This is a genomic window from Ralstonia sp. RL (assembly GCF_001683835.1).
Lineage (GTDB): Bacteria > Pseudomonadota > Gammaproteobacteria > Burkholderiales > Burkholderiaceae > Ralstonia > Ralstonia mannitolilytica.
The window spans coordinates 26,895-48,150 of record NZ_LWRX01000149.1 but is presented as its reverse complement, the minus strand read 5'-3'; the positions used below and the strand labels follow the sequence as shown (position 1 = coordinate 48,150).

The 21,256-nt window shown below is 65.0% G+C and carries 18 protein-coding genes; 13 read left to right on the top strand and 5 right to left on the bottom strand.

Going from position 1 to position 21,256, the window contains the following annotated elements; all coding sequences use genetic code 11:
* Positions 1-112: 112 nt before the first annotated feature.
* Together A6M56_RS14605 and argA are read right to left on the bottom strand one after the other, a co-directional pair.
* Positions 113-388: an oxidative damage protection protein gene (locus A6M56_RS14605; RefSeq protein ID WP_045786616.1), complete on the bottom strand. Its 276-nt coding sequence runs from the start codon at positions 386-388 to the stop codon at positions 113-115.
* A 125-nt stretch (positions 389-513) separates the two neighbouring features.
* On the bottom strand, positions 514-1,920 hold the full coding sequence (argA, locus tag A6M56_RS14600; protein WP_045786617.1) for an amino-acid N-acetyltransferase: 1,407 nt from the start codon (positions 1,918-1,920) through the stop codon (positions 514-516).
* A gap of 68 nt (positions 1,921-1,988) precedes the next feature.
* On the opposite strand from argA, the gene hrpA reads away from it, so the two are divergent.
* The 6 genes from hrpA (at position 1,989) to A6M56_RS14570 (ending at position 10,642) form a co-directional block, all read left to right on the top strand.
* A complete protein-coding gene (hrpA, locus tag A6M56_RS14595) occupies positions 1,989-5,957 on the top strand; it encodes an ATP-dependent RNA helicase HrpA (protein WP_102079686.1) in 3,969 nt (1,322 codons plus the stop codon).
* Positions 5,958-6,073: 116 nt separating this feature from the next.
* Positions 6,074-7,069, top strand: coding sequence for a YVTN family beta-propeller repeat protein (locus A6M56_RS14590; protein ID WP_045786619.1), 996 nt, complete (start codon positions 6,074-6,076; stop codon positions 7,067-7,069).
* Positions 7,070-7,081: 12 nt separating this feature from the next.
* Positions 7,082-7,900 carry a polysaccharide deacetylase family protein gene (locus tag A6M56_RS14585; RefSeq protein ID WP_062737525.1) on the top strand — a complete coding sequence of 273 codons (819 nt, stop codon included), beginning with the start codon at positions 7,082-7,084 and terminating at the stop codon, positions 7,898-7,900.
* A gap of 1 nt (position 7,901) precedes the next feature.
* Positions 7,902-8,876, top strand: a complete 975-nt coding sequence (locus A6M56_RS14580; protein ID WP_045786621.1) for a sterol desaturase family protein — start codon at positions 7,902-7,904, stop codon at positions 8,874-8,876.
* Between the two features lie 74 nt (positions 8,877-8,950).
* Positions 8,951-9,808 (top strand): EI24 domain-containing protein, encoded by an 858-nt coding sequence (locus tag A6M56_RS14575; RefSeq protein WP_045786622.1) that lies wholly within the window; start codon positions 8,951-8,953, stop codon positions 9,806-9,808.
* Between the two features lie 15 nt (positions 9,809-9,823).
* A complete protein-coding gene (locus A6M56_RS14570; protein ID WP_045786623.1) occupies positions 9,824-10,642 on the top strand; it encodes a competence/damage-inducible protein A in 819 nt (272 codons plus the stop codon).
* A 16-nt stretch (positions 10,643-10,658) separates the two neighbouring features.
* On the opposite strand, the gene A6M56_RS14565 is transcribed toward A6M56_RS14570, so the two are convergent.
* A complete protein-coding gene (locus A6M56_RS14565) occupies positions 10,659-11,135 on the bottom strand; it encodes a rhodanese-like domain-containing protein (RefSeq protein WP_045786624.1) in 477 nt (158 codons plus the stop codon).
* Between the two features lie 470 nt (positions 11,136-11,605).
* Between A6M56_RS14565 and A6M56_RS14560 the strand changes: the two genes are divergently transcribed.
* From A6M56_RS14560 to ntrC, 4 genes are all read left to right on the top strand, one after another.
* Complete coding sequence (locus A6M56_RS14560; RefSeq protein WP_045786625.1) at positions 11,606-13,021, top strand: 3-hydroxylaminophenol mutase; 1,416 nt, start codon at positions 11,606-11,608, stop codon at positions 13,019-13,021.
* Positions 13,022-13,195: 174 nt separating this feature from the next.
* Positions 13,196-13,690, top strand: a complete 495-nt coding sequence (locus A6M56_RS14555) for a DUF4124 domain-containing protein (RefSeq protein ID WP_102079687.1) — start codon at positions 13,196-13,198, stop codon at positions 13,688-13,690.
* A 4-nt stretch (positions 13,691-13,694) separates the two neighbouring features.
* Positions 13,695-14,879 (top strand): nitrogen regulation protein NR(II), encoded by a 1,185-nt coding sequence (glnL, locus tag A6M56_RS14550; RefSeq protein WP_045786627.1) that lies wholly within the window; start codon positions 13,695-13,697, stop codon positions 14,877-14,879.
* A gap of 49 nt (positions 14,880-14,928) precedes the next feature.
* Positions 14,929-16,431: a nitrogen regulation protein NR(I) gene (ntrC, locus tag A6M56_RS14545; protein ID WP_045786628.1), complete on the top strand. Its 1,503-nt coding sequence runs from the start codon at positions 14,929-14,931 to the stop codon at positions 16,429-16,431.
* 110 nt (positions 16,432-16,541) lie between these two features.
* On the opposite strand, the gene A6M56_RS14540 is transcribed toward ntrC, so the two are convergent.
* Together A6M56_RS14540 and A6M56_RS14535 are read right to left on the bottom strand one after the other, a co-directional pair.
* The gene (locus A6M56_RS14540) at positions 16,542-16,865 is read right to left on the bottom strand and encodes a hypothetical protein (protein WP_045786629.1); all 324 of its coding nucleotides are present in this window, start codon (positions 16,863-16,865) and stop codon (positions 16,542-16,544) included.
* 138 nt (positions 16,866-17,003) lie between these two features.
* The gene (locus A6M56_RS14535; protein WP_045786630.1) at positions 17,004-17,897 is read right to left on the bottom strand and encodes an HAD family hydrolase; all 894 of its coding nucleotides are present in this window, start codon (positions 17,895-17,897) and stop codon (positions 17,004-17,006) included.
* 212 nt (positions 17,898-18,109) lie between these two features.
* Between A6M56_RS14535 and ugpB the strand changes: the two genes are divergently transcribed.
* From ugpB to ugpE, 3 genes are all read left to right on the top strand, one after another.
* Positions 18,110-19,426, top strand: a complete 1,317-nt coding sequence (gene ugpB, locus A6M56_RS14530) for a sn-glycerol-3-phosphate ABC transporter substrate-binding protein UgpB (protein ID WP_062737531.1) — start codon at positions 18,110-18,112, stop codon at positions 19,424-19,426.
* 73 nt (positions 19,427-19,499) lie between these two features.
* A complete protein-coding gene (ugpA, locus tag A6M56_RS14525) occupies positions 19,500-20,381 on the top strand; it encodes a sn-glycerol-3-phosphate ABC transporter permease UgpA (RefSeq protein ID WP_102079688.1) in 882 nt (293 codons plus the stop codon).
* 16 nt (positions 20,382-20,397) lie between these two features.
* On the top strand, positions 20,398-21,246 hold the full coding sequence (gene ugpE / locus A6M56_RS14520) for a sn-glycerol-3-phosphate ABC transporter permease UgpE (protein ID WP_102079689.1): 849 nt from the start codon (positions 20,398-20,400) through the stop codon (positions 21,244-21,246).
* The last annotated feature ends 10 nt before the right edge of the window (positions 21,247-21,256 follow it).

Genomic DNA, 21,256 nt, shown 5'->3' with positions numbered 1-21,256 from the left:
TTGACTCTCCTTGCTCCACCAGGAAAAAGTGTCAACCTTATTCAGGACGGGTCAGCCAACAAAAAAAGCCGTTCAGCGCATACTGAACGGCTTTTCTGCTCTTCAGGGCGGATCAGGCCGAGGGCGGGGGCACGTAGCCGGAAGCCTGGTCGGCGCCTTCACCAAAGAAGTACTTTTCCGTTTGCTTGAGCAGGTACTGGCGGGCGCGGGAATCCGCCATGTTCAGGCGGTTTTCGTTGATGAGCATGGTCTGGTGCTTGAGCCAGCCGGCCCAGGCTTCCTTCGACACGCTTTGCCAGATCTTCTTGCCCAGTTCGCCGGGCAGGGGCGGGAAGTCGAGGCCTTCGGCTTCCTTGTTGAGCTTGACGCAGTGGACCATGCGGGCCATGGGGTTCCTCTCTTTGACTCTTGTGGCGGATGCGTCGCCATGGGGCGCGCGCGAATCCCGCTATTGTAAGGCGCGCAGCCGGTTCGCCTGCGATTCCGGCACGCCGCTCGGGGACATACCGCGGCTCAGAGCTTCTTCATCAGCACCATCGAGCGCCGCTGCCAGTTGTACAGCTTGCGGCGGTCTTCCGGGAGATCGTCCACGCTGGCGCGCACGAAGCCGCGCTTGAGGAACCAGTGCTCCGTGCGCGTGGTGAGCACGAACAGGTGCTTGAGGCCGATGGCGCGCGCGCGCGCCTCGATGTGCTTGAGCAGGCGTTCGCCGTCGCCGGTGCCCTGGCTGTCGGGGGACACCGTCAGGCACGCCATTTCGCCCACGCCTTCCTTCGGGTACGGATACAGCGCCGCGCAGCCGAAGATGATGCCGTCGTGCTCGATGACCGAGAAGTTGGCGATGTCGCGCTCGAGCAGGCGGCGCTCGCGCGGCACGAGTGTGCCGTCTGCTTCCAGCGGCTCGATCAGCTGCACGATGCCGCCCACGTCGTCCAGCGTGGCTTCGCGCAGGTATTCCAGGTCGGTGTGCGAGACCATGCTGCCCACGCCATCGTGCAGGAAGAGCTCCAGCAGGATGCTGCCGTCCAGCGCGAACGGAATCAGGTGCGCGCGGCGCACGCCCCCGCGCATGGCCTTGACGATGTGCTGCAGGTAGTACGCCACGTCGTGCGACAGGCTGCCGTCGCGCAGGCGCTCGATGGCCATCTCCATCGACAGATCCTGCTGCAGCTTGCCCACCCGGTCCACCAGGCCTTGCACTTCAGTGATGAAGATCAGCTTGTCGGCCTTGAGCGCCGCGGCCGTATTGGCGGCCACGTCTTCCATCGACAGGTTGAACGCCTGCCCCGTCGGCGAGAAGCCCAGCGGCGAGAGCAGCACGATCTTGCGGTTCGACAGCGATTGCTGGATCGAATCGGCGTCGATCTTGCGCACGAGCCCGGTGTGCTGGAAGTCCACCCCGTTGACGATGCCGACCGGCCGCGCCGTCACGAAATTGCCGGACACCACCGAGATGCGCGCGCCCGCCATCGGCGTGTTGGGCAGCGCCTGGCTGAAAGTCGCCTCGATATCCAGGCGCAGTTCGCCCGAGGCCTCCTTGGCCGATTCAAGCGCCGCGTTGTCGGTCACGCGCACGCCGTCGACAAACTGCGTCTGCACGTTGCGCAGCGCCAGTTGCTCTTCCACCTGCGGGCGCGAGCCGTGCACCAGCACGATGCGCATGCCCATGGCGTGCAGCAGGGCGACGTCGTTGACCAGCGAACCCAGCATGCCGGCCTTGACCAATTCGCCGCCAAATCCGATGACGAAGGTCTTGTCGCGGAACGCATGGATGTAGGGCGCCACGGCACGCAGCCAGTCGACAAACTGCTGCTGTTCTGGCGTGGGTGCAATCGGGGCGACGTCGGGGGCTGGCGTGTGGGCGACCAGCGAAACACTGGGCGGAACGCCGGCGGCGGGGGCGGAGGAACGAGCGGTCACGGGCGGGGGCAGGGTAGGCGCAGAGCGCGGCCGGTGCAGGAAAGATGCGCGGATTATAATCCCGGCCGATGTCAGATTCCCACGCCCGGCCGCGCTCTGCGGCACCCTCTCGACCGCAGCCCCACGACGCCAACCGGCCTGCACGCCAGCCGGGCGGTGATGGCCGCCGCCCGCGCCGCCCCACGCCGACGCCGGAAGCGCTCGCGGCCGCCCTCGAGGCCCGCCGCGCACGCGCCAATCCCGTTCCGCCGATCACGTTTCCGGAAGCGCTGCCCGTGTCGGCCCGGCGCGACGAAATCGCCGGGGCCATCGCCAAACACCAGGTGGTAATCGTTTCCGGCGAGACGGGCTCGGGCAAGACCACGCAGCTGCCCAAGATATGCCTGTCGATCGGGCGAGGCATCGGGGCGGGTGGCACCGGGCTCATTGGCCATACGCAGCCCAGACGGATTGCCGCCACGTCGACCGCCAAGCGCATCGCGCAGGAGATCGGCACGCCGGTGGGCGAGCACGTCGGCTTTCAGGTGCGCTTCAACGACACGCTCTCGGCGGGCGCGTCGGTCAAGCTGATGACCGACGGCATCCTGCTGGCCGAGACGCAGAACGACCCGCTGCTGCGCGCGTACGACACGATCATCATCGACGAGGCGCACGAGCGCAGCCTCAACATCGACTTCCTGCTCGGCTACCTGAAGCAGTTGCTGCCGCGCCGGCCCGATCTGAAGGTGATCATCACCTCGGCGACCATCGACGCCCAGCGGTTTGCCGAGCACTTTGCGGGGCCGAAAGGGCCGGCGCCGGTCATCGAGGTCAGCGGCCGGCTGTATCCGGTCGAGGTGCGCTATCGCCCCGTTCAGCGCGACGAGAATGACAAGGACCGCGACCTCTATGACGGTATCGTCGACGCGGTGGACGAACTGGCCCGCGAAGGCCCCGGCGACGTGCTGATCTTCCTGCCCGGCGAGCGCGAGATCCGCGAAGCAGCCGAGGCGCTGCGCAAGCACCATCCGGCGCATACCGAGATCCTGCCGCTGTTTGCGCGGCTGTCGGTGCAGGAGCAGGAACGCGTGTTCCGCCCGTCCAACGCGCGGCGCATCGTGCTGGCCACCAACGTGGCGGAGACGTCGCTCACGGTGCCGGGCATTCGGTATGTCGTCGATACGGGGCTGGCGCGCGTCAAGCGCTATTCGTATCGGAACAAGGTCGAGCAATTGCAGATCGAGCCGGTGTCGCAGGCCGCGGCGAACCAGCGCGCGGGCCGTTGCGGCCGGGTGGCCGACGGCGTGTGCATCCGTCTGTATGAAGAGGCCGATTTCATCGCGCGGCCGCGCTTTACCGATCCGGAGATCCTGCGTTCGTCGCTGGCGTCGGTGATCCTGCGCATGAAGGCGCTGCGGCTGACCGACGTCGAGCAGTTTCCGTTCATCGAGCCGCCGCTGGGCCGGGCGATTGCGGATGGCTACCAGCTCCTGCAGGAACTCGGCGCCGTCAACGACGAGAATGCGCTGACCCCCCTGGGCAAGCAGATCGCCCGCCTGCCACTGGACCCGCGTGTCGCGCGGATGATTCTGGCCGGGCGCGACCACCAATGCCTGCGCGAAATGCTCATCATTGCGAGCGCGTTGTCGGTGCAGGACCCGCGCGAGCGCCCGCAGGAGTTGCAGCAGCAGGCCGACCAGGCCCACCGCGAGTTTGCCGACGAGAAGTCTGAATTTCTCGGTTGGGTGAAGTTGTGGAAGTGGTTTGAAGAGGCGGTCGCGCACAAGAAATCGAACAAGCAGTTGCAGGAGAATTGCCGCGCGCATTTCCTCTCGCACGTACGGCTGCGAGAATGGCGCGATGTGCATTCGCAATTGCACACCACGGTGGCGGAGCAGGGCTGGAAGCTCAACGAATCCGAGCCGACGTACGAGCAACTGCATCTGGCGCTGCTGACGGGCTTGCTCGGCAACATCGGCGTGCGCATTGAAGAGGCCGACGGCAAAGGCCGCGAATACCTGGGCGCACGCGGCATCAAGTTCTTCCTGTGGCCCGGTTCGGCCATCGCACGCAAGGCCGGCAAGTGGGTGGTGGCGGGAGAGCTCGTGGAGACCAGCCGCCTGTTCGGCCGCACGCTCGCACGCATTGAGCCGGAGTGGGTCGAGAAGGTCGGCGCGCACCTGCTGAAGGTGTCGTGGAGCGATCCGCATTGGGAGAAGAAGGCCGGCCAGGTGATGGCCTTCGAGCGCGGCACGCTGTACGGCCTGCCGATCTACCAGCAGCGCCGCGTGCATTTCGGGCCGATGCAGCCGAAGGAGGCGCGCGAGCTGTTCATCCGCCGGGCGCTCGTCGATGGCGAATTCGAGACGCGCCTGCCGTTCTTTGCGCACAACCAGCGCCTGGTGCGCGAGATCGAGAATCTCGAGCACAAGTCCCGCCGGCAGGACGTGCTGGTGGACGACGAACTGATCTACGCGTTCTACGACAGCCAGATTCCGGCGGACGTCTACCACACGGTTTCGTTCGAGCGCTGGTATGCCGAGGCGGCCAAGGGTAACCCGAAGCTGCTGTACCTGAATCGCGATGACCTGATGCGGCACGAGGCGGCCGGCATCACCACCGACCTGTTCCCCAAGACGCTGCCGATCGCCGGCATCGACATGGGCCTGACGTACCACTTCGAGCCCGGCAGCCCGCGCGACGGCGTGACGCTGACGGTGCCGCTGTATGCGCTCAATCAGGTGCCCGCGCAGCGGGCGGAATGGCTGGTGCCCGGCATGCTCAAGGAGAAGGTGCACCTGCTGCTCAAGAGCCTGCCGCAGAAGCTGCGCCGCCATTGCGTGCCGCTGCCCGATTACGCGGCCGGATTCGTCTCGCGTGTGAAGCTCGGCGACGGCGATCTGCTGGACCGCCTGATCGCCGACGTGCGCGAGCAGACCGGCACGCCGCTCAAGCGTGCCGACTTCAAGCTCGAAACGCTGCCCGCGCATCACTTCATGAACTTCAAGGTGATCGACGAGCACGGCCGCCAGCTCGACATGGGCCGCAACCTGGCCCAGCTGCGCGCGGAACTGGGCGGGCGGGCGCAGCAGACGTTCCAGTCGATCGCCGCCAAGGACGCGGCCGTGGCCGGCGCGCAGGATGGTGCCAAGCCGGCCAAGAGCAGCAAGGGCGACGCACCCTCGAACGCTGCGCTGTATTCGGGTCTCACGACGTGGAATTTCGGGGCATTGCCGGAGTTGCTCGAAATCCGCAAGGGCAACCAGACGCTGTTCGGCTACCCGGCACTCGTCGACGCCGGCGATCACTGCGACGTGGAAGTCTTCGACGACCCCGCCGAGGCGGCACGCATCCACCGCCTGGGCCTGCGCCGGCTCTTTGCGATCCAGCTGCGCGAGCCGTTGAAGTACCTGGAGAAGAACATCCCCGGCCTGTCGCAGATGGCGATCCAGTTCATGAACCTGGGCACGCAGGATGAACTGCGTAACCAGATCCTGGACGCCACGCTGGAGCGCGCCTGCCTGCAGGACCCACTGCCCACCGATGACGCCAGCTTCGGCGCCCGCAAGGACGAGAGCCGAGCACGCCTTACGCTGCTGGCGCAGGAGATTGCGCGGCTGGTGGGCGCCATCCTGGCCGAGTACGCCCACCTGCCGCGCAAGCTGCAGATCGCCAAACCGTTTGCCGCCGCCTATGCGGACATCGACGCGCAGTTGAAGGTGCTGATGCACAAGCGTTTCATCGAAGCGACGCCGTATGCGCAGCTGACGCATTTTCCGCGCTACCTCAAGGGCATCGCCCTGCGCATCGACAAGCTCAAGGCGGATCCCACGCGCGACACGCAGCGCATGCACGAGATGACCCCGCTCATCCAGCAATACCAGCGCGCCGAGAAGGCGCTGCGCGTGCAAGGGCAGGGCGGCACCGACCCGCGCATGGAAGAGTTCCGCTGGATGCTGGAGGAGTTGCGCATCGCCTTGTTCGCGCAGGAATTGCGCACGCCCGTGCCGATGTCGGTCAAGCGGCTGCAGAAGGTATGGGAGTCGATGCAGCGGTAGCCCGGCTGTGCATTGTCTTGCGCGCCGAAAGTTCCCATTTTCTTTTTTGATTTGTGTCAGCGACCGCCTGAGGGCCGGCGTTAGAATGGCTGGCTAAGTCGCTGAATCTTCTCGTTATGTCCGCTGTGCGCGCCTCGTTTGCCTCCCGCTGGTTTTCCACGCTTGTCCTGTCGGCCGCCGCCTTGGCGGCAACGCATGCCGCGCGTGCTGAAGTCGTCACCGTGCTCAATTCGGGAGACGCCAGCGTCACCCTGATCGACAAGGACACCCGCAAGGTGCTGGAGACCTTCCCCGTCGGCAAGGAGCCGCACCACCTGATTGCGACACCAGACGAGAAATCGCTGATCGTGGCGAACGCGGTCGGCAACGATCTGGTGTTCCTCGACCCGATCACGGGCAAGATTCAGCAGCGGGTGCCGCGCATTGATGACCCATACCAGATCGGCTTCTCGCCCGACCAGAAGTGGTTTCTGACCACCGGCAACCGCCTGGACCGGGTCGACGTGTACCGCTGGGACGGCCATGCGCTCACCATCGCCAAGCAGATTCCCGCCGCCAAGACGCCGAGCCACATTGCGTTCACGGCCGACAGCAAGATCGCCTTCATCACGCTGCAGGATTCCAACGAGGTCATGGCCATCGACCTGCCCACGCAGACCGTGATGTGGCGCATGACCATCGGCTCGGCCCCCGCAGGCGTGTGGGTCACGACCGACCAGAAATACCTGCTCGTCGGCATGACGGGCGCGGACTACGTCGAAGTCATTGACTGGCGCAACCGCACCAGCGTCAAGCGCATCCAGACCGGCAAGGGTGCACACAACTTCCGCGCGCTGGGCGACAAGCGCCATCTGTTCCTGTCGAACCGCGTGTCAGGCACGATCAGCATCGTCGATCAGCAGACGCTGACCAAGGTGGGCGACATCACCGGACTGCCACCAGGCCCCGACGACATGGAACTCACCGCCGACGGCAAGCAGCTCTGGGTGACGTGCCGCTGGGCCAAGCGCGTGGCCATCGTTGACGTTGCCAGCCGCAAGGTGGTGGAAGAGATCAAGGTCGGCCGCTCGCCGCATGGCATCTACTTCCGTTCGCGCGCGCCGCTCATCTGAGGCGTGGTCATCATGAAGCCCGGCCTGATCCTGCGTACGGTGGCTGCCGCAGCGGCGCTGAGCCTGTGCGCGATCGCCACGGCTGCGCCGGGTGGGGTCAACGCCGGCGCCTGCAAGGGCACGGTGTACCTGACGTTCGACACGGGCAGCATGAGCCAGGCGCAGCTGATTGCCGACACGCTGCGCCGCCACCGCGTCCACGCCACGTTCTTCCTTGCCAACGAGAAGACGATCCACGGCGACAGCACGCTCGATGACGGATGGGTGCCGTACTGGAAATCGCTCGCGGCCGACGGCCACGCTTTCGGTACGCACACCTTCGATCACGTCTACTACAAGGGCGAGGCTGGCGCCGGCAAGGTCCGCTTCCGCCCGCAGTTCGGCGAGCAGGGCGGCCGCAGCGTCGTCTGGGGCGAGCCCGAATTCTGCGCCGAACTCAAGCGCAGCGCCGAACGCTTCAAGGCCATGACCGGCCAGCCGATGGACCCGCTGTGGCGCGCGCCCGGCGGCCATCTTTCTGCGACGACGGAACGCTGGGCCCAGCAATGCGGCTTTGCGCATGTGGCATGGGCGCCGGCGGGCTTTCTCGGCGACGAGCTGCCGTCCGAGCGGTATTCGAATGCGGCCTTGCTCGACAAGGCGCTCGCGAGCCTGCGCGATGGCGACATCACGATGGCGCACCTGGGCATCTGGTCGCGCAAGGACCCGTGGGCGCCCGCCGATCTGGAGCCGCTGATCACCGGCCTGGAGCGCAAGGGTTTCTGTTTTGCCACCCTGCGCGATCATCCGCAGTACAAGGCCTGGTTTGCCGCTCACCCGGCGGCACACTGACATGTTCGACTGGATTGCCGACACCTTCACGCAAGCGCAGGACCTGCTGTTTCAGCATGTCGTGATGCCGCTCACCTATGCCATCGGCCTCGGCGGTTATGTCGAGGATGCCTACCCCGGCACCGAGTGGCTACTGATGGGTCTCCTGCAGATCGCCGTGTTGCTGCTCGTCTTTCGTCCGCTGGAGCGTTGGCGTCCCGTAGAGCCGATGCACGATCGCAAGGCCGTGCGCGCCGATGTCATCTATACGCTGTTCCACCGGCTCGGCTTTTTTCCGCTGCTGATGTTCTTCACGCTGCAGCCGCTCATCGATGCGCTGGACGGCGAGCTGCGTTTCTGGGGCTGGGCGCACCTGAACGTGGAAGACTGGTGGCCGGGCGTGACGTCCATCGCCATCGTGAGCTTCCTGGTCTATCTGGTGCTGTTCGACCTGCTCGACTACTGGTATCACCGGCTATCGCACAAGTTCCACTGGTGGTGGAGCCTGCATGCGCTGCACCACAGCCAGCGGCAGATGACGCTGTGGTCGGACGACCGCAATCACATCATCGACGACGTGCTGCGCGGCGCGGTGTTTGCCATCGCGGCGCTGGTCATCGGCGTCGAGCCTTCGCAGTACGTGCTGCTGGTCGCCATCTCGCAACTGCTGCAGAGCCTGCAGCACGCCAACGTACGTTTGCACTTTGGCTGGCTCGGCGAGCGGCTGCTGATCTCGCCGCGCTTCCACCGGCTGCACCACGCCATCGGGCTGGGGCACGAGGTGCCCGGCAAGCCGGGTGTGCTGGGCGGCTGCAACTTCGGCGTGCTGTTCCCGTGGTGGGACATGCTGTTCGGCACCGCCGTCTTCTCGCCGGAGTACCACGCCACCGGCATCCGCGATCAGCTTCCGGCGCCGCAAGGCCGCTCACGCGACTACGGCCGCGGCGTGCTGCGCCAGCAGTGGCTGGGCATCAAGCGGCTCTTCGGCCGCGCCTAAGTGCGAGCGAAGCAGCGCGCGTCATGTCGGCGCGCTGTGCTAGGCTGTCCGCTCGCAGATTCCCCGATTCCCGCATGAACGACCTGATTCGCTCGTTTGGCCGCGCGCTGCTGTCGCAACTGCATCCGCGCATGCTGTTCCTGACCGTGCTGCCGTTTATCGTGGCCCTGGTGGTGTGGGGCGGCGTTCTGTATTTCGGCTGGGATGCCATGAACGGCATGGCCCGGAGCGCCGTCGAAAGCTGGGCCTTCATGGGCTGGATCAAGAGCGGCCTCAGTGCCATCGGCATGACGGGCCTGTGGTCGGCCGTCGCACCGCTGCTTGTCATCACGTTGCTTGTGCCGGTGATCGTCGTGTCGATCCTCGTCTTTGTGAGCGTGACGTCGGTGCCTTCGGTCATGCGGTTTCTCGATCGCAGCTACCCGCAGCTCGAACGGCGCAAGGGCGGCTCCATCGCGGGTAGCGTGCTGCATGCGCTGCTGTGCACGGCCGTGTTCATCCTGGTGGCGATTCTTACGCTGCCGTTGTGGCTGATCCCTCCGTTCTTTGCCCTGATCCCGCCCTTGCTCTGGGGCTGGCTCACGTATCGGCTGATGACCTACGACGCGCTGGCTGACCACGCCAGCGCAGACGAGCGCCGAGCGATCATGCAGCGCTACCGGCTGCCGCTGCTGGGCATCGGCATTGCGGTCGGCATGCTGGGCTCGGCGCCGACACTGCTGTGGGTGTCGTCGGTGGTGACGATCGTGCTGTTCCCGATCATCGCCATCGCGGTCATCTGGCTGTATGTGCTGATCTTCATCTTTTCGGCGCTTTGGTTCGGGCACTTCTGCCTGCGCGCGCTCACGCGGTTGCGCGCAGAGGCACCCCCTGCACGCCGGGTCGAGGCATCGGTCATCGACGTGCACACCATTGAGCTGCCCCGCGACTAAGCAACAAGGACTGACATGGCTTTCGGCATGATCATCATCGGCGACGAGATCCTCTCCGGCCGCCGCGAAGACAAACACCTGCGCAAGCTGATCGAAGTGCTTGGCGAGCGCGGCCTAGCACTGGAGTGGGCCGAGTACGTTGGCGACCAGCCCGCGCGCATCACCAGCGTGCTCAAGCGCACGTTCGCCAGCGACGACGTGGTGTTCTGCACCGGCGGCATCGGTGCCACGCCCGACGACCACACGCGTCAATGCGCCGCCGCGGCGCTCGGCGTGCCGCTGGAGCTGCACAGCGAAGCGCGCGAACTGATCACCCAGCGCATCATCGACACGGCCGGCGGCGATCCCGTCAAGGCGGATATCTCCACGCCCGAAAACCAGCATCGCTTCAAGATGGGTGAGTTTCCAAAGGGCGCGCGCATCATCCCGAACAGCTACAACAAGATCCCCGGGTTCTCTGTGGCGCATCACCACTTCATGCCGGGCTTTCCGGTGATGGCGTGGCCGATGATGGAGTGGGTGCTCGACACGTATTACGCCGACCAATTCCACCGCGCGCCGCGCGAAGAGCGATCGTTCCTGGTGTTCGGCCTGCCGGAGTCGCGGCTGACACCGCTGATGGAGCGCATCGAAGCCGAGTTCGACGGCGTGAAGGTCTTCAGCCTGCCGAGCGTCGGCGATGCGGCCCGCGGCGAGCGCTATGCCCGCTCGCACATCGACCTGGGGGTAAAGGGGACGCCCGAGGCCGTGGCGCGCGCCTACGCGGTACTGCGAGAAGGCGCGCTGGCGCTCGGCGGCGAGATCTTCGAGGCGGACGCCGCAGCGGCCTCCTGACCAGGCCCGAGCCGGTTTACGCGCCGTGCCACGGCAAGCCGCGGAAGCACCAGCCTTCCACGGTCTTGCGGTGGCCTTCACTGTCCTTCGCGCCTTCGAAGCCTTCCAGTACGTCCATTGCCAGCGTGTAGCCCGCTTGTGCAGCGGCGGCGGCGGCGTGCTTGGAGCGTGCAGCGCTGCGGCACAGGAACAGCACGGGTGCGTCCTTCGGTACAGCCGCTTCCAGAGCGTTCAGGAAGTTCGGGTTGCGCACGCCGCCCGGATACTGGTTCCACTCCACATGCACGAACTGGCCCGGCGCAACATCTGGCGTGCCCACCCAGTCCAGCTCGGCGCGCGTGCGCACGTCCACCAGCCGGGCCTGCGGGTCGGCAGCCAGGAGCGCAGCAGTCTCCTGCGGTGACAGCGCCCCGAAATACGGCAGCTGATCGGCCTGGCGGCGCGCGGCGGCGGCTTCCAGCAGGGACTCGCGAGTGAGTGTGGTGGCTGTCATGGCATCGGACGGCGAAATGGAAAGCGACCATTTTAGCGCTGGGCCCCTGTGGCGCGGGCGAAAATCCCCGTAATGGTGCCATCATGGTTCGCTCGCACTCAAATAGTGCTGATTCGGTTTTTATGCACCGCCTGCGTGCATTGGCTATGCTGGTCAGACAGCCTGCCGGTTCACCGTGGTGCGGCGTCGGAGCCGGGGCGGTCCGGTCGGGAACGCGACTCTCCCGCCCCGGGCCTGGGCTCCTGCGGGCCTGCACTGTTTGCGGGAGCGCATGCCCCTCGGCGGACGGAAATTGGCATGGTTTCTGCTAAGATTCCCGCGGTCTTTTTCAGGGGCGTCGGGCCATGCCGGGCGACCTTGCCAGAAAGAAGATGTTTCGGGGGTGAGCGCGAGTTGCAGCCGATATGGCAGCGATCCGTCACACAACCGGCTCACAATGATTTGCGTTATCGCGCTACCAGGAGAATGGCATGTCCCAAAGCATTGCAGACGTGATGAAGCTCGTGAAGGAAAACGACGTCAAGTTCGTCGATTTCCGCTTCACCGATACCAAGGGTAAGGAGCAGCACGTCTCGGTCCCCGTTTCGCACTTCGGCGAAGACAAGTTCGAAAGCGGCCACGCCTTCGACGGTTCGTCGATCGCCGGCTGGAAGGGCATCGAAGCGTCGGACATGCTGCTGATGCCGGATGCCAGCACCGCCCACATCGACCCGTTCTACGAAGAGCCGACGCTGGTGATGACCTGCGACGTGATCGAACCGTCGGACGGCAAGGGCTACGACCGCGATCCGCGCTCGATCGCCAAGCGCGCTGAAGCCTACCTGAAGAGCTCCGGCCTGGGCGACGCCGCCTACTTCGGTCCGGAACCCGAATTCTTCATCTTCGACGGCGTGACGTGGAACGTCGACATGCAAGGCTGCTTCGTGAAGATCCATTCCGAAGAAGCACCATGGTCGTCGGGCAAGGAGTTCGAGCACGGCAACTCGGGCCACCGTCCGGGCAAGAAGGGCGGCTACTTCCCGGTTGCCCCGATCGACACGTTCCAGGACATGCGTTCGGAAATGTGCCTGATCCTGGAATCGCTGGGCATTCCGGTTGAAGTGCACCACCACGAAGTGGCTGGCCAGGGCCAGAACGAAATCGGCACGAAGTTCAGCACGCTGGTGCAACGCGCCGACTGGACGCAACTGCAGAAGTACGTGATCCAGAACGTCGCGCACACCTACGGCAAGACGGCTACGTTCATGCCGAAGCCGGTCGTGGGCGACAACGGTTCGGGCATGCACGTTCACCAGTCGGTGTGGAAGGACGGCCAGAACCTGTTCGCGGGCAACGGCTACGCAGGCCTGTCGGAATTCGCGCTGTACTACATCGGCGGCATCATCAAGCACGCTCGCGCGCTGAACGCCATCACCAACCCGGGCACGAACTCGTACAAGCGCCTGGTGCCAGGCTTCGAGGCTCCGGTCAAGCTGGCCTACTCGGCGCGTAACCGCTCGGCTTCGATCCGTATTCCGTACGTGGCGAACCCGAAGGGCCGTCGTATCGAGACCCGCTTCCCGGATCCGCTGATGAACCCGTACCTGGGCTTCGCTGCGCTGCTGATGGCCGGTCTGGACGGCGTGCAGAACAAGATCCACCCGGGCGAAGCTGCCGACAAGAACCTGTACGACCTGCCGCCGGAAGAAGACGCAAAGATCCCGACCGTGTGCTCGAGCCTGGACCAGGCCCTCGAGTACCTGGACAAGGATCGCGAGTTCCTGACCCGCGGCGGCGTGTTCTCCAACGCCATGCTCGACGCCTACATCGAGCTCAAGATGGAAGAAGTCACGCGCTTCCGCATGACGACGCACCCGCTTGAGTTCGAGATGTACTACTCGCTGTAATGTGCCGCTGCCCCATGCGATGCAACCGTGGGGCAAGGACATGACATCGTTTAGGGAGAAGGGCGGCGCAGGTCGCCCTTTTCTGTTGGCGCGAGGGGTTTTGTGGCTAGAATGAGCGTCCGCCGCATTTGCCGAACAGCGGCACCCGATCGACGTTTCAGCCAGGTTCCACTCATGTTCCGTCCTTCCTCACGCATCGCATTCGGACTGCTTGCCACGCTGTCCGCGCAGGCCCCCGCGTACGCCGATGACGTCTATCTGTGCACCGGCCCGAACGGCGTGCCGGAGTACCGCAACAGCGGGAACGTCAAGGGGTGCCGGAAACTGACGCTGCCCGACGTGGTGACCGTGCCGGGGACGCGCAGCCCGCGCAGTGCCGGGGCCGCTCCGGCGCCGGCGCAGAGCAACGGTTTCCCGCGGGTGGACAGCGCCACGCAGAAGGCGCGTGACGGCGAGCGCCGCCAGGTGCTGGAAGCAGAATTGGCTGAAGAGGAGCGCAAGCTCCAGGCGTTGAAGACCGAATACAACAACGGCCAGCCCGAGCGCCAGGGCAACGAACGCAACTACCAGAAATATCTGGACCGCACCGCGCAGTTGAAGAGTGACATCGAACGCAGCCAGGCGAATGTCGACTCGATCCGCCGGGAGCTGGGCAATCTAAAGGAGTAGCTGAGTGACGCGTCGACTGATTCCCAAAGCGGCACGCCGCGATGTCCAGGAACAGACGACGCCTTCCGCGCCGTCGGCAGGTGTTCCCGAATCTCTCGACGGGCTGCCCTCCATTCCGTTTTCGCATGGCGCACCCCCGTCGTACCCCGGGCTCGACGCGGTGCCCAATCCCGTCCTCTTCGTCCGCCATCCGGCGCTGACGATCTTCTACGCCAACCCCGCCGCGGAAGCTGCCCTGGCCGTGTCACGTCGCCAGCTGGTGGAGATGTCGCTGCACGAGCTGTTTGCGGAGCCGTCCGAGCTGGCCGAGATGATCGCCACCGTGGCGGGGCGGCAGTTCGACGCCAAGCGCCGCGATGTGTCGCTCGAGCGCCTGGGCCAGGAGACGCTGCACGCGCACGCCGTGGTCGGGGCGATCGACTTTGCGCCGGGCGCGGTGCTCCTGGAGTTGCTGCCAAACGAGCAGAAGATCCGCAGCGAACGCGAGGAGCGCTTGCTGGACCTGTCATCCGCCAACAAGGAACTGATCCGCAACCTCGCGCACGAGATCAAGAACCCGCTGGGTGGCATCCGCGGGGCCGCGCAACTGCTGGAGTTCGAACTGCCAGAGCGCTCACTGCGCGAGTACACGCAGGTCATCATCAAGGAATCCGACCGGCTGCAGACGCTGGTTGACCGCTTGCTGGAGCCGCACCGGCACCCGCATATCGTGGGCGACGTGAACATCCACGAGGTGCTGGAGCGCGTGCGCTCCGTGGTGCTGGCGGAGTTTCCGCAAGGGCTGCGTATCGTGCGCGACTACGACGCGAGCCTGCCGGAGTTCCGCGGCGACAAGGAGCAGCTCATCCAGGCCGTGCTCAACATCGTCCACAACGCGGCGCATGCGCTTGGTCCCCGCATGGCCCAGGGCGATGCGGAGATCATCCTGCGCACGCGCGTCGCCCGCAAAGTCACGATCGCAAAACAGCTTTACAAGCTGGCATTGGACTTGCATGTCGTGGACAACGGTCCTGGTATCCCGGACGACATCCGCGAACGCATTTTCTTTCCGCTGGTGTCGGGGCGGGAAGGCGGAAGCGGGCTGGGCCTGACACTCGCGCAGACGTTCGTGCAGCAGCACGACGGTCTGATCGAGTGCGAGAGCAGACCGGGGCAGACCGATTTCCGTATTCTCGTGCCGCTGCATTGAAGCGGCGCGAGGGATCAGGCGAGACGAAGTCAAGCAGACGAACCAACACATGAAGCCAATCTGGATAGTCGACGACGATCAATCCATCCGCTGGGTCCTCGAAAAAGCGCTCGCGCGTGAGAGCTTGCTCTCGCGCAGCTTCACCAACGTGCGCGATGCGCTCAATGCGCTCGATGAAGAGACGCCGCAAGTCCTGATCTCCGACGTACGCATGCCGGGTGGCTCGGGGCTCGATCTGCTGCAGACCATCCGCGCGAGGCACCCGGGGCTGCCCGTGATCATCATGACGGCGTATTCCGATCTGGACAGCGCCGTCGCAGCGTTCCAGGGCGGGGCGTTCGAATACCTCGCCAAGCCGTTCGACGTGGACCGCGCGGTCGAGCTCATCCGGCGCGCGCTGGAAGAAAGCCTGCGCGAGGAAGAGATCGACGACCGCCTCGGCGATGCACCCGAGATCCTGGGCCAGGCGCCGGCCATGCAGGATGTGTTCCGGGCGATCGGCCGGCTGTCGCAATCGAATGTGACCGTGCTGATCACCGGCGAATCGGGCACGGGCAAGGAGCTGGTGGCGCGCGCGCTGCACAAGCACAGCCCGCGGGCGAGCGGCCCCTTCATCGCGCTGAACACTGCCGCGATCCCGAAAGACCTGCTCGAGTCCGAGCTGTTCGGCCACGAGCGCGGCGCCTTTACCGGCGCGCAGACCATGCGCCGCGGTCGCTTCGAGCAAGCGGAGGGTGGCACGCTCTTCCTCGACGAAATCGGCGACATGCCTTTCGACCTGCAGACGCGCTTGCTGCGCGTGCTCTCGGACGGGCATTTCTATCGCGTCGGCGGCCACAATCCGCTCAAGGCCAACGTGCGCGTCATCGCGGCCACGCACCAGAACCTGGAGACGCGCGTCAAGGACGGCCTGTTCCGCGAGGACTTGTTCCACCGCCTCAACGTGATCCGCCTGCGCCTGCCGGCCCTGCGTGAGCGCCCGGAAGACATCACGCTGCTCGCGCGCCATTTTCTGCAGAAGAGCGCAAAGGAGCTGGGCGTCGAGCCCAAGCGCATGTCGGATGAGGCGCTGGCGCATATCGCGACGCTGCCGTTTCCGGGCAACGTGCGCCAGCTGGAAAACCTCTGCAACTGGCTGACCGTGATGGCGCCGGCGCAGATGATCGAGATCAAGGACCTGCCGGCGGACTTGGTGCGCGGCAGCGCGCAGATGCTGCCTGCCACGGGCGAGGGCGCGGCACGGCCGGTCTTCGTCAGCGAGCCGTCGCACGAGCCGTATGGCGCGACTGCGGCCAGCGACGTGCTGACGACCACCGTCGCCGCGGGCGCCTCGTCGACGGCGGGTTGGGAGCGCGCCTTGGCCGGCGAAGCCAAGGCCATGCTGGAGGCCGGTCAGCCCGACGTGATGGATCTCCTCACGCGCCGCTTCGAGAAGGCCATCCTGGAGGCGGCCCTTGGCGTCACGCGCGGCCGCCGCGTTGAAGCCGCGACGCGCCTGGGCATCGGGCGCAACACCATCACACGCAAGTTGCAGGAGCTCGGCTTCGACTGAAGCATCATCGAAGCCGGCTGCGCTGAATATCGTCGAGCTTGGCGATTGGGATTGGGCGGATTTCCGATGAGGGAATCCGCCTCTTTTTTTGCGTGAATGCCGTCGGGCGCTCAATGCAGGCTGTGCTTGAGCTGCGAGAGTTCCTGGTGCGTGCGCATCACCGCGGACTGCACGGTCTGGTCGACGTTGCTGGCGTTCTGGCAGGCCATCTTGGCGCGGTCGGAGCAGGCCTCGAGCTTGTCGACCGCCTCAATGAACGTCTGCTCGTTGCCGTCCTGCACACGCGAGTGACACTCGCGGGCTTGCTGGTCCAGTTCCTGGATCGACTGCTTCAGCGACTGTGGCACGTCCTGGTGCGTGGAGCACGTCCGTGCGAGTTCGGCGATGGTGTTCTCAGCGTGTTCGAACCGCTGCCGCAGTTCCTGGGTTTGCATGGGGAACCTCCTGTCGGGACGTTGAAAGGGCGCTGCCGCCGTCTGCACCGTTGTGAGGCTGTCACGTGATGCAAAGCGGTGCAACGCCCAATTTCGGCGCAAGCACCGTGCCGCGTGCGGCAGGGAACGCAGGAGTGGTCAGGCGCGCGGCGCGGGCAGGGATGGCGGCCGAGCGGCAAGAATGCGCTCCGCCACTTCAGCGAAACCGCCGCCGCCTTCGGCCACGGTGAGGTAGGCGGGCGGCATCGGCAGGTGATCCATCACGTCGACCACGTTGGCCACGCCCACCGAGAGCGGAAAGAACTCGAACATCGCCGCATCGTTGGCCGAGTCGCCCACGAACACCCAGCGTTCGCGCTCGACGTGCAGGTCCATGCCGAATGCGCGGCGCGCGAGCGACACACTGGCGCTGAGCTTGTCGTGCTTGCCGAACCAGCCGTTGACGTGGATCGAGCTCACCGTTGCATGCATGCCGTGCGTGCGCATGATGTCGACGATGTGCTGCACGGCGTGCGGGGGCAGCGGCGGGACTTGCTCCGCATGGTCGACGGCGAGATCCGCGGCATGCCACGCCTGGTCCGACGCCAGCGCCGAGCCCGGTACCGCGCGCCGGATCTCCGCGCCCACCTCGCGGATGCGCTCGAGATTGCGTGCGCGCGTCTGGGCATCGTCGACGAAATCGGTGGCGAGGTGCCCGCGCGAATCGACGCGCATGGCGAACGCGCCGTTCTCGCCGATCACCGCATCGACGGGCCACAGCCGCGCAATGACCTCGCACCACGCGATCGAACGCCCCGTCACAGGTACAACCTTGATGCCGGCGCGGTGCAGTCGCTCGAGCGCGGAGTACGTCAGCGCGGGGAGCTTGCCCCGCGTTGTCAGCGTGCCGTCCACGTCGGTGAAGACGCCGACGATATTGCGCAGTGCATCATCGGGAAGCTGGCGCAGCGGTAGCGGAACGCGCCGTACGGCAAGGACCGGCGCGGTTTCAGGCGAGTCGGGGGCGGCAGGTGTGGTGGGCGGAGCGAGCATGCTGCAAGTGCAAAAAAAGCGGGGAAAGATTGCCTTCAATCCATTCTAACGGCGCTTTGTCGGCAAGCTTTGGAGGGATTTCCCGATGTCTTTGTGACAGAAAGAGACGTAACATCCCGCTGTCATAAAAGTGTCCGACCGTTCGTTTAGAGTCGGCGCGCCGTGGGGCGGAGCGAGGCAGCCCGCCAGAACGTCGTAATACAGGAGAAACAATGACGATCAAAAGGATTGCGGGGGCGGCGGCAGTGCTGGCCGCGTGTACGTTTGCGCAAGGCGCGTACGCAGTGACGGAAATCCAGTGGTGGCATTCGATGGAAGGCGCCTTGAACGACAAGGTGAATGAGATCGCCAACAAGTTCAACGCGAGCCAGTCCGACTACAAGGTCGTGCCGGTCTACAAGGGCCAGTACGATGAATCGCTGGCTGCGGGCATCGCGGCCTTCCGCGCCGGCAATGCACCGGCCATCCTGCAGGTGTTCGAGGTCGGTACCGCAACGATGATGAACGCCAAGGGCGCCATCGTGCCGGTCGCCAAGATCATGAAGGACGCCGGCGAGAAGTTCGACCCGAAGGCCTACGTGCCGGCCGTGGCGGGTTATTACACGTCGAACAAGGGCGAGATGCTGTCGTTCCCGTTCAACAGCTCGACGACGATCATGTATTACAACAAGGACGCCTTCAAGAAGGCCGGCCTTGACCCCAACAAGCCGCCCGCAACGTGGCAGGAAGTGGCCATCGACGCAGCCAAGCTGAAGGCGGCCGGCTACTCCTGCGGCTACACGACGGACTGGCAGTCGTGGGTGCATCTGGAGAGCTTCTCGGCGTGGCACAACGTGTCGTTCGCCACGGAGAACAACGGCTTTGGTGGTGCAAAGGCTCGCCTGAACTTCAACGGGCCGGTGCAGATCAAGCACATCGAGAACCTGCTGGACATGCAGAAGAAGGGCTACTTCACCTACGCCGGCCGCAAGGACGAGCCGAAGGCGAAGTTCATCGCCGGCGAGTGCGCTATGCACACGGGTTCGTCCGCGGCGCTGGCGAACATCCGCAAGAACGCCAAGTTCAGCTTCAGCCCCGCGCCGCTTCCGTACGAAGCCGGCGTGGCGGGTGCCCCGCAGAACACGATCATCGGCGGCGCTTCGCTGTGGGTGATGGGCGGCCACAAGGCCGAGGAGTACAAGGGCGTGGCGAAATTCTTCACGTACCTGTCCCGTCCGGAAGTGCAAGCCGACTGGCACCAGTCGACGGGCTATCTGCCCGTGACGCTGGAAGCGTATGAGCTGACGAAGAAGTCGGGCTACTACGACAAGAATCCCGGCGCCGACGTAGCCGTCAAACAGATGATCGTCAAGACGACCGACAAGTCGCGCGGCATCCGCCTGGGCAATTTCCCTCAGATCCGTCAGGTGATCGACGAGGAGCTGGAAGCCGTCTGGGCCGGCAAGAAGCAGCCGAAGGAAGCGCTGGACGCAGCCGTTGCCCGCGGCAACGAGCTGCTCGCCCGCTTCGAGAAGACCGTCAAGGAATAAGCGCAGCCCTGCGCTTGTCGTCAACCGCCGGCCTTGCTAGCAGCAGGCCGGCGGTGCGTTTTTGGAATGTCGCATGGAAAAACGCGTCGTTTTCCGATCGCGCTGGCTGCCGTATGCGCTGGTGGCCCCGCAGATCGTCATCACCCTGGTGTTCTTCTTCTGGCCCGCAGGGCAGGCGCTGTATCAGTCGCTGCTGCGCCAGGACGCCTTCGGCATCAACCTCGAGTTTGTCGGGCTGGAGAACTTCCACGACCTCATTGCCGACCCGAACTATCTCGGCTCGTTCAAGACCACGGCGGTGTTTGCCATCGGCGTGACGCTGGTCGGGCTCGGGACCTCGCTGGCGCTGGCGTACTTTGCCGACCGCGCGCTGCGTGGCGCCACGTTTTACAAGACGCTGCTGATCTGGCCGTATGCGATTGCGCCGGCCGTGGCGGGCGTGCTCTGGAGCTTCCTGTTCAACCCGTCGCTGGGGATCGTGTCGCTCGTCATCCGCAAGATGGGCGTGGACTGGAACTTCGTGCTCAACGGCAACCAGGCGCTGCTGCTCGTGGTCATCATCGCGGCGTGGAAGCAGATCAGCTACAACTTCCTGTTCTTCCTGGCCGGGCTGCAGAGCATCCCCAAATCGCTGATCGAGGCAGCGGCCATCGACGGTGCCGGGCCATGGAGGCGCTTCTGGTCGATCATCTTTCCGCTGCTCTCGCCGACCACGTTCTTCCTGATGGTCGTAAACGTCGTGTATGCGTTCTTCGATACCTTCGCCATCATCGATTCGGTCACGCAGGGCGGCCCGTTCAAGGCGACCGAGACGCTCGTCTTCAAGGTGTACCAGGACGGCGTGCGCGGGCTGGACATCGGTGGCTCGGCGGCGCAGTCGGTGATCCTGATGGTGCTGGTGATCGTGCTGACGATCGTGCAGTTCCGCTACGTTGAACGCAAAGTCCAATACTGAAAGGAGGGCACACTTCATGATCGAACGCCGTCCATTCCTGGACTTCCTCACCCACGTCGTGCTGATCCTGGGCGTGATCGTCGTGGCGTTTCCGGTGTATGTGGTCTTCGTCGCCTCGTCGCTGACGGCCGAAGACGTGCTGCAGGCGCCGATGACGCTGATTCCCGGTCCGCACCTCATCGACAACTACCGCGAAGTGCTCACGCACGGCATGGGCAACTCCGCCACGCCGGTCGGCACCATGCTGATGAACAGCCTCATCATGGCGCTGGGCATCTCGCTCGGGAAGATCGCGATCTCCATCATCTCCGCCTTCGCGATCGTCTACTTCCGCTTTCCGCTGCGCAAGACCTTCTTCTGGCTGATCTTCGTCACGCTGATGCTGCCGGTGGAAGTGCGCATCCTGCCGACATACAAGGTCGTGTCCGACCTCGGCATGCTGAACAGCTACTTCGGCCTGACGATTCCGATCATCGCATCGGCGACGGCCACGTTCCTGTTCCGGCAGTTCTTCCTCACCATTCCGGACGAGCTTGCAGAAGCCGCGCGCATCGACGGCGCCGGCCCGCTCAAGTTCTTCTGGGACGTGGTCCTGCCGCTCTCGCGCACGAGCATCGCGGCGCTGTTCGTGATCCAGTTCATCTACGGCTGGAACCAGTACCTCTGGCCGCTGCTCATCACGACGGAAAAGAACATGACGCCGATCGTGCTGGGCGTGACGCAGATGATCTCGCGCTCCGGCGATTCCGCCACCGACTGGAACCTGCTAATGGCCGTCGTGATGCTCGCCATGCTGCCGCCTGCGGCCGTGGTGATCGGCATGCAGCGGTGGTTTGTGAAGGGCCTGGTGGAAACCGAGAAATAAGAGAATCGAA

Excerpts from the sequence above, each read along its gene's own strand:
- hrpA (WP_102079686.1), top strand. The coding sequence starts at position 1,989 with ATGTCAGATTCCCACGCCCGGCCGCGCTCTGCGGCACCCTCTCGACCG.
- A6M56_RS14575 (WP_045786622.1), top strand. The coding sequence starts at position 8,951 with ATGAACGACCTGATTCGCTCGTTTGGCCGCGCGCTGCTGTCGCAACTG.
- A6M56_RS14560 (WP_045786625.1), top strand. The coding sequence starts at position 11,606 with ATGTCCCAAAGCATTGCAGACGTGATGAAGCTCGTGAAGGAAAACGAC.
- A6M56_RS14540 (WP_045786629.1), bottom strand. The coding sequence starts at position 16,865 with ATGCAAACCCAGGAACTGCGGCAGCGGTTCGAACACGCTGAGAACACC.
- ntrC (WP_045786628.1), top strand. The coding sequence starts at position 14,929 with ATGAAGCCAATCTGGATAGTCGACGACGATCAATCCATCCGCTGGGTC.
- A6M56_RS14585 (WP_062737525.1), top strand. The coding sequence starts at position 7,082 with ATGAAGCCCGGCCTGATCCTGCGTACGGTGGCTGCCGCAGCGGCGCTG.
- A6M56_RS14555 (WP_102079687.1), top strand. The coding sequence starts at position 13,196 with ATGTTCCGTCCTTCCTCACGCATCGCATTCGGACTGCTTGCCACGCTG.
- A6M56_RS14565 (WP_045786624.1), bottom strand. The coding sequence starts at position 11,135 with ATGACAGCCACCACACTCACTCGCGAGTCCCTGCTGGAAGCCGCCGCC.
- A6M56_RS14590 (WP_045786619.1), top strand. The coding sequence starts at position 6,074 with ATGTCCGCTGTGCGCGCCTCGTTTGCCTCCCGCTGGTTTTCCACGCTT.
- A6M56_RS14535 (WP_045786630.1), bottom strand. The coding sequence starts at position 17,897 with ATGCTCGCTCCGCCCACCACACCTGCCGCCCCCGACTCGCCTGAAACC.
- ugpB (WP_062737531.1), top strand. The coding sequence starts at position 18,110 with ATGACGATCAAAAGGATTGCGGGGGCGGCGGCAGTGCTGGCCGCGTGT.
- A6M56_RS14580 (WP_045786621.1), top strand. The coding sequence starts at position 7,902 with ATGTTCGACTGGATTGCCGACACCTTCACGCAAGCGCAGGACCTGCTG.
- A6M56_RS14605 (WP_045786616.1), bottom strand. The coding sequence starts at position 388 with ATGGCCCGCATGGTCCACTGCGTCAAGCTCAACAAGGAAGCCGAAGGC.
- ugpE (WP_102079689.1), top strand. The coding sequence starts at position 20,398 with ATGATCGAACGCCGTCCATTCCTGGACTTCCTCACCCACGTCGTGCTG.
- A6M56_RS14570 (WP_045786623.1), top strand. The coding sequence starts at position 9,824 with ATGGCTTTCGGCATGATCATCATCGGCGACGAGATCCTCTCCGGCCGC.
- ugpA (WP_102079688.1), top strand. The coding sequence starts at position 19,500 with ATGGAAAAACGCGTCGTTTTCCGATCGCGCTGGCTGCCGTATGCGCTG.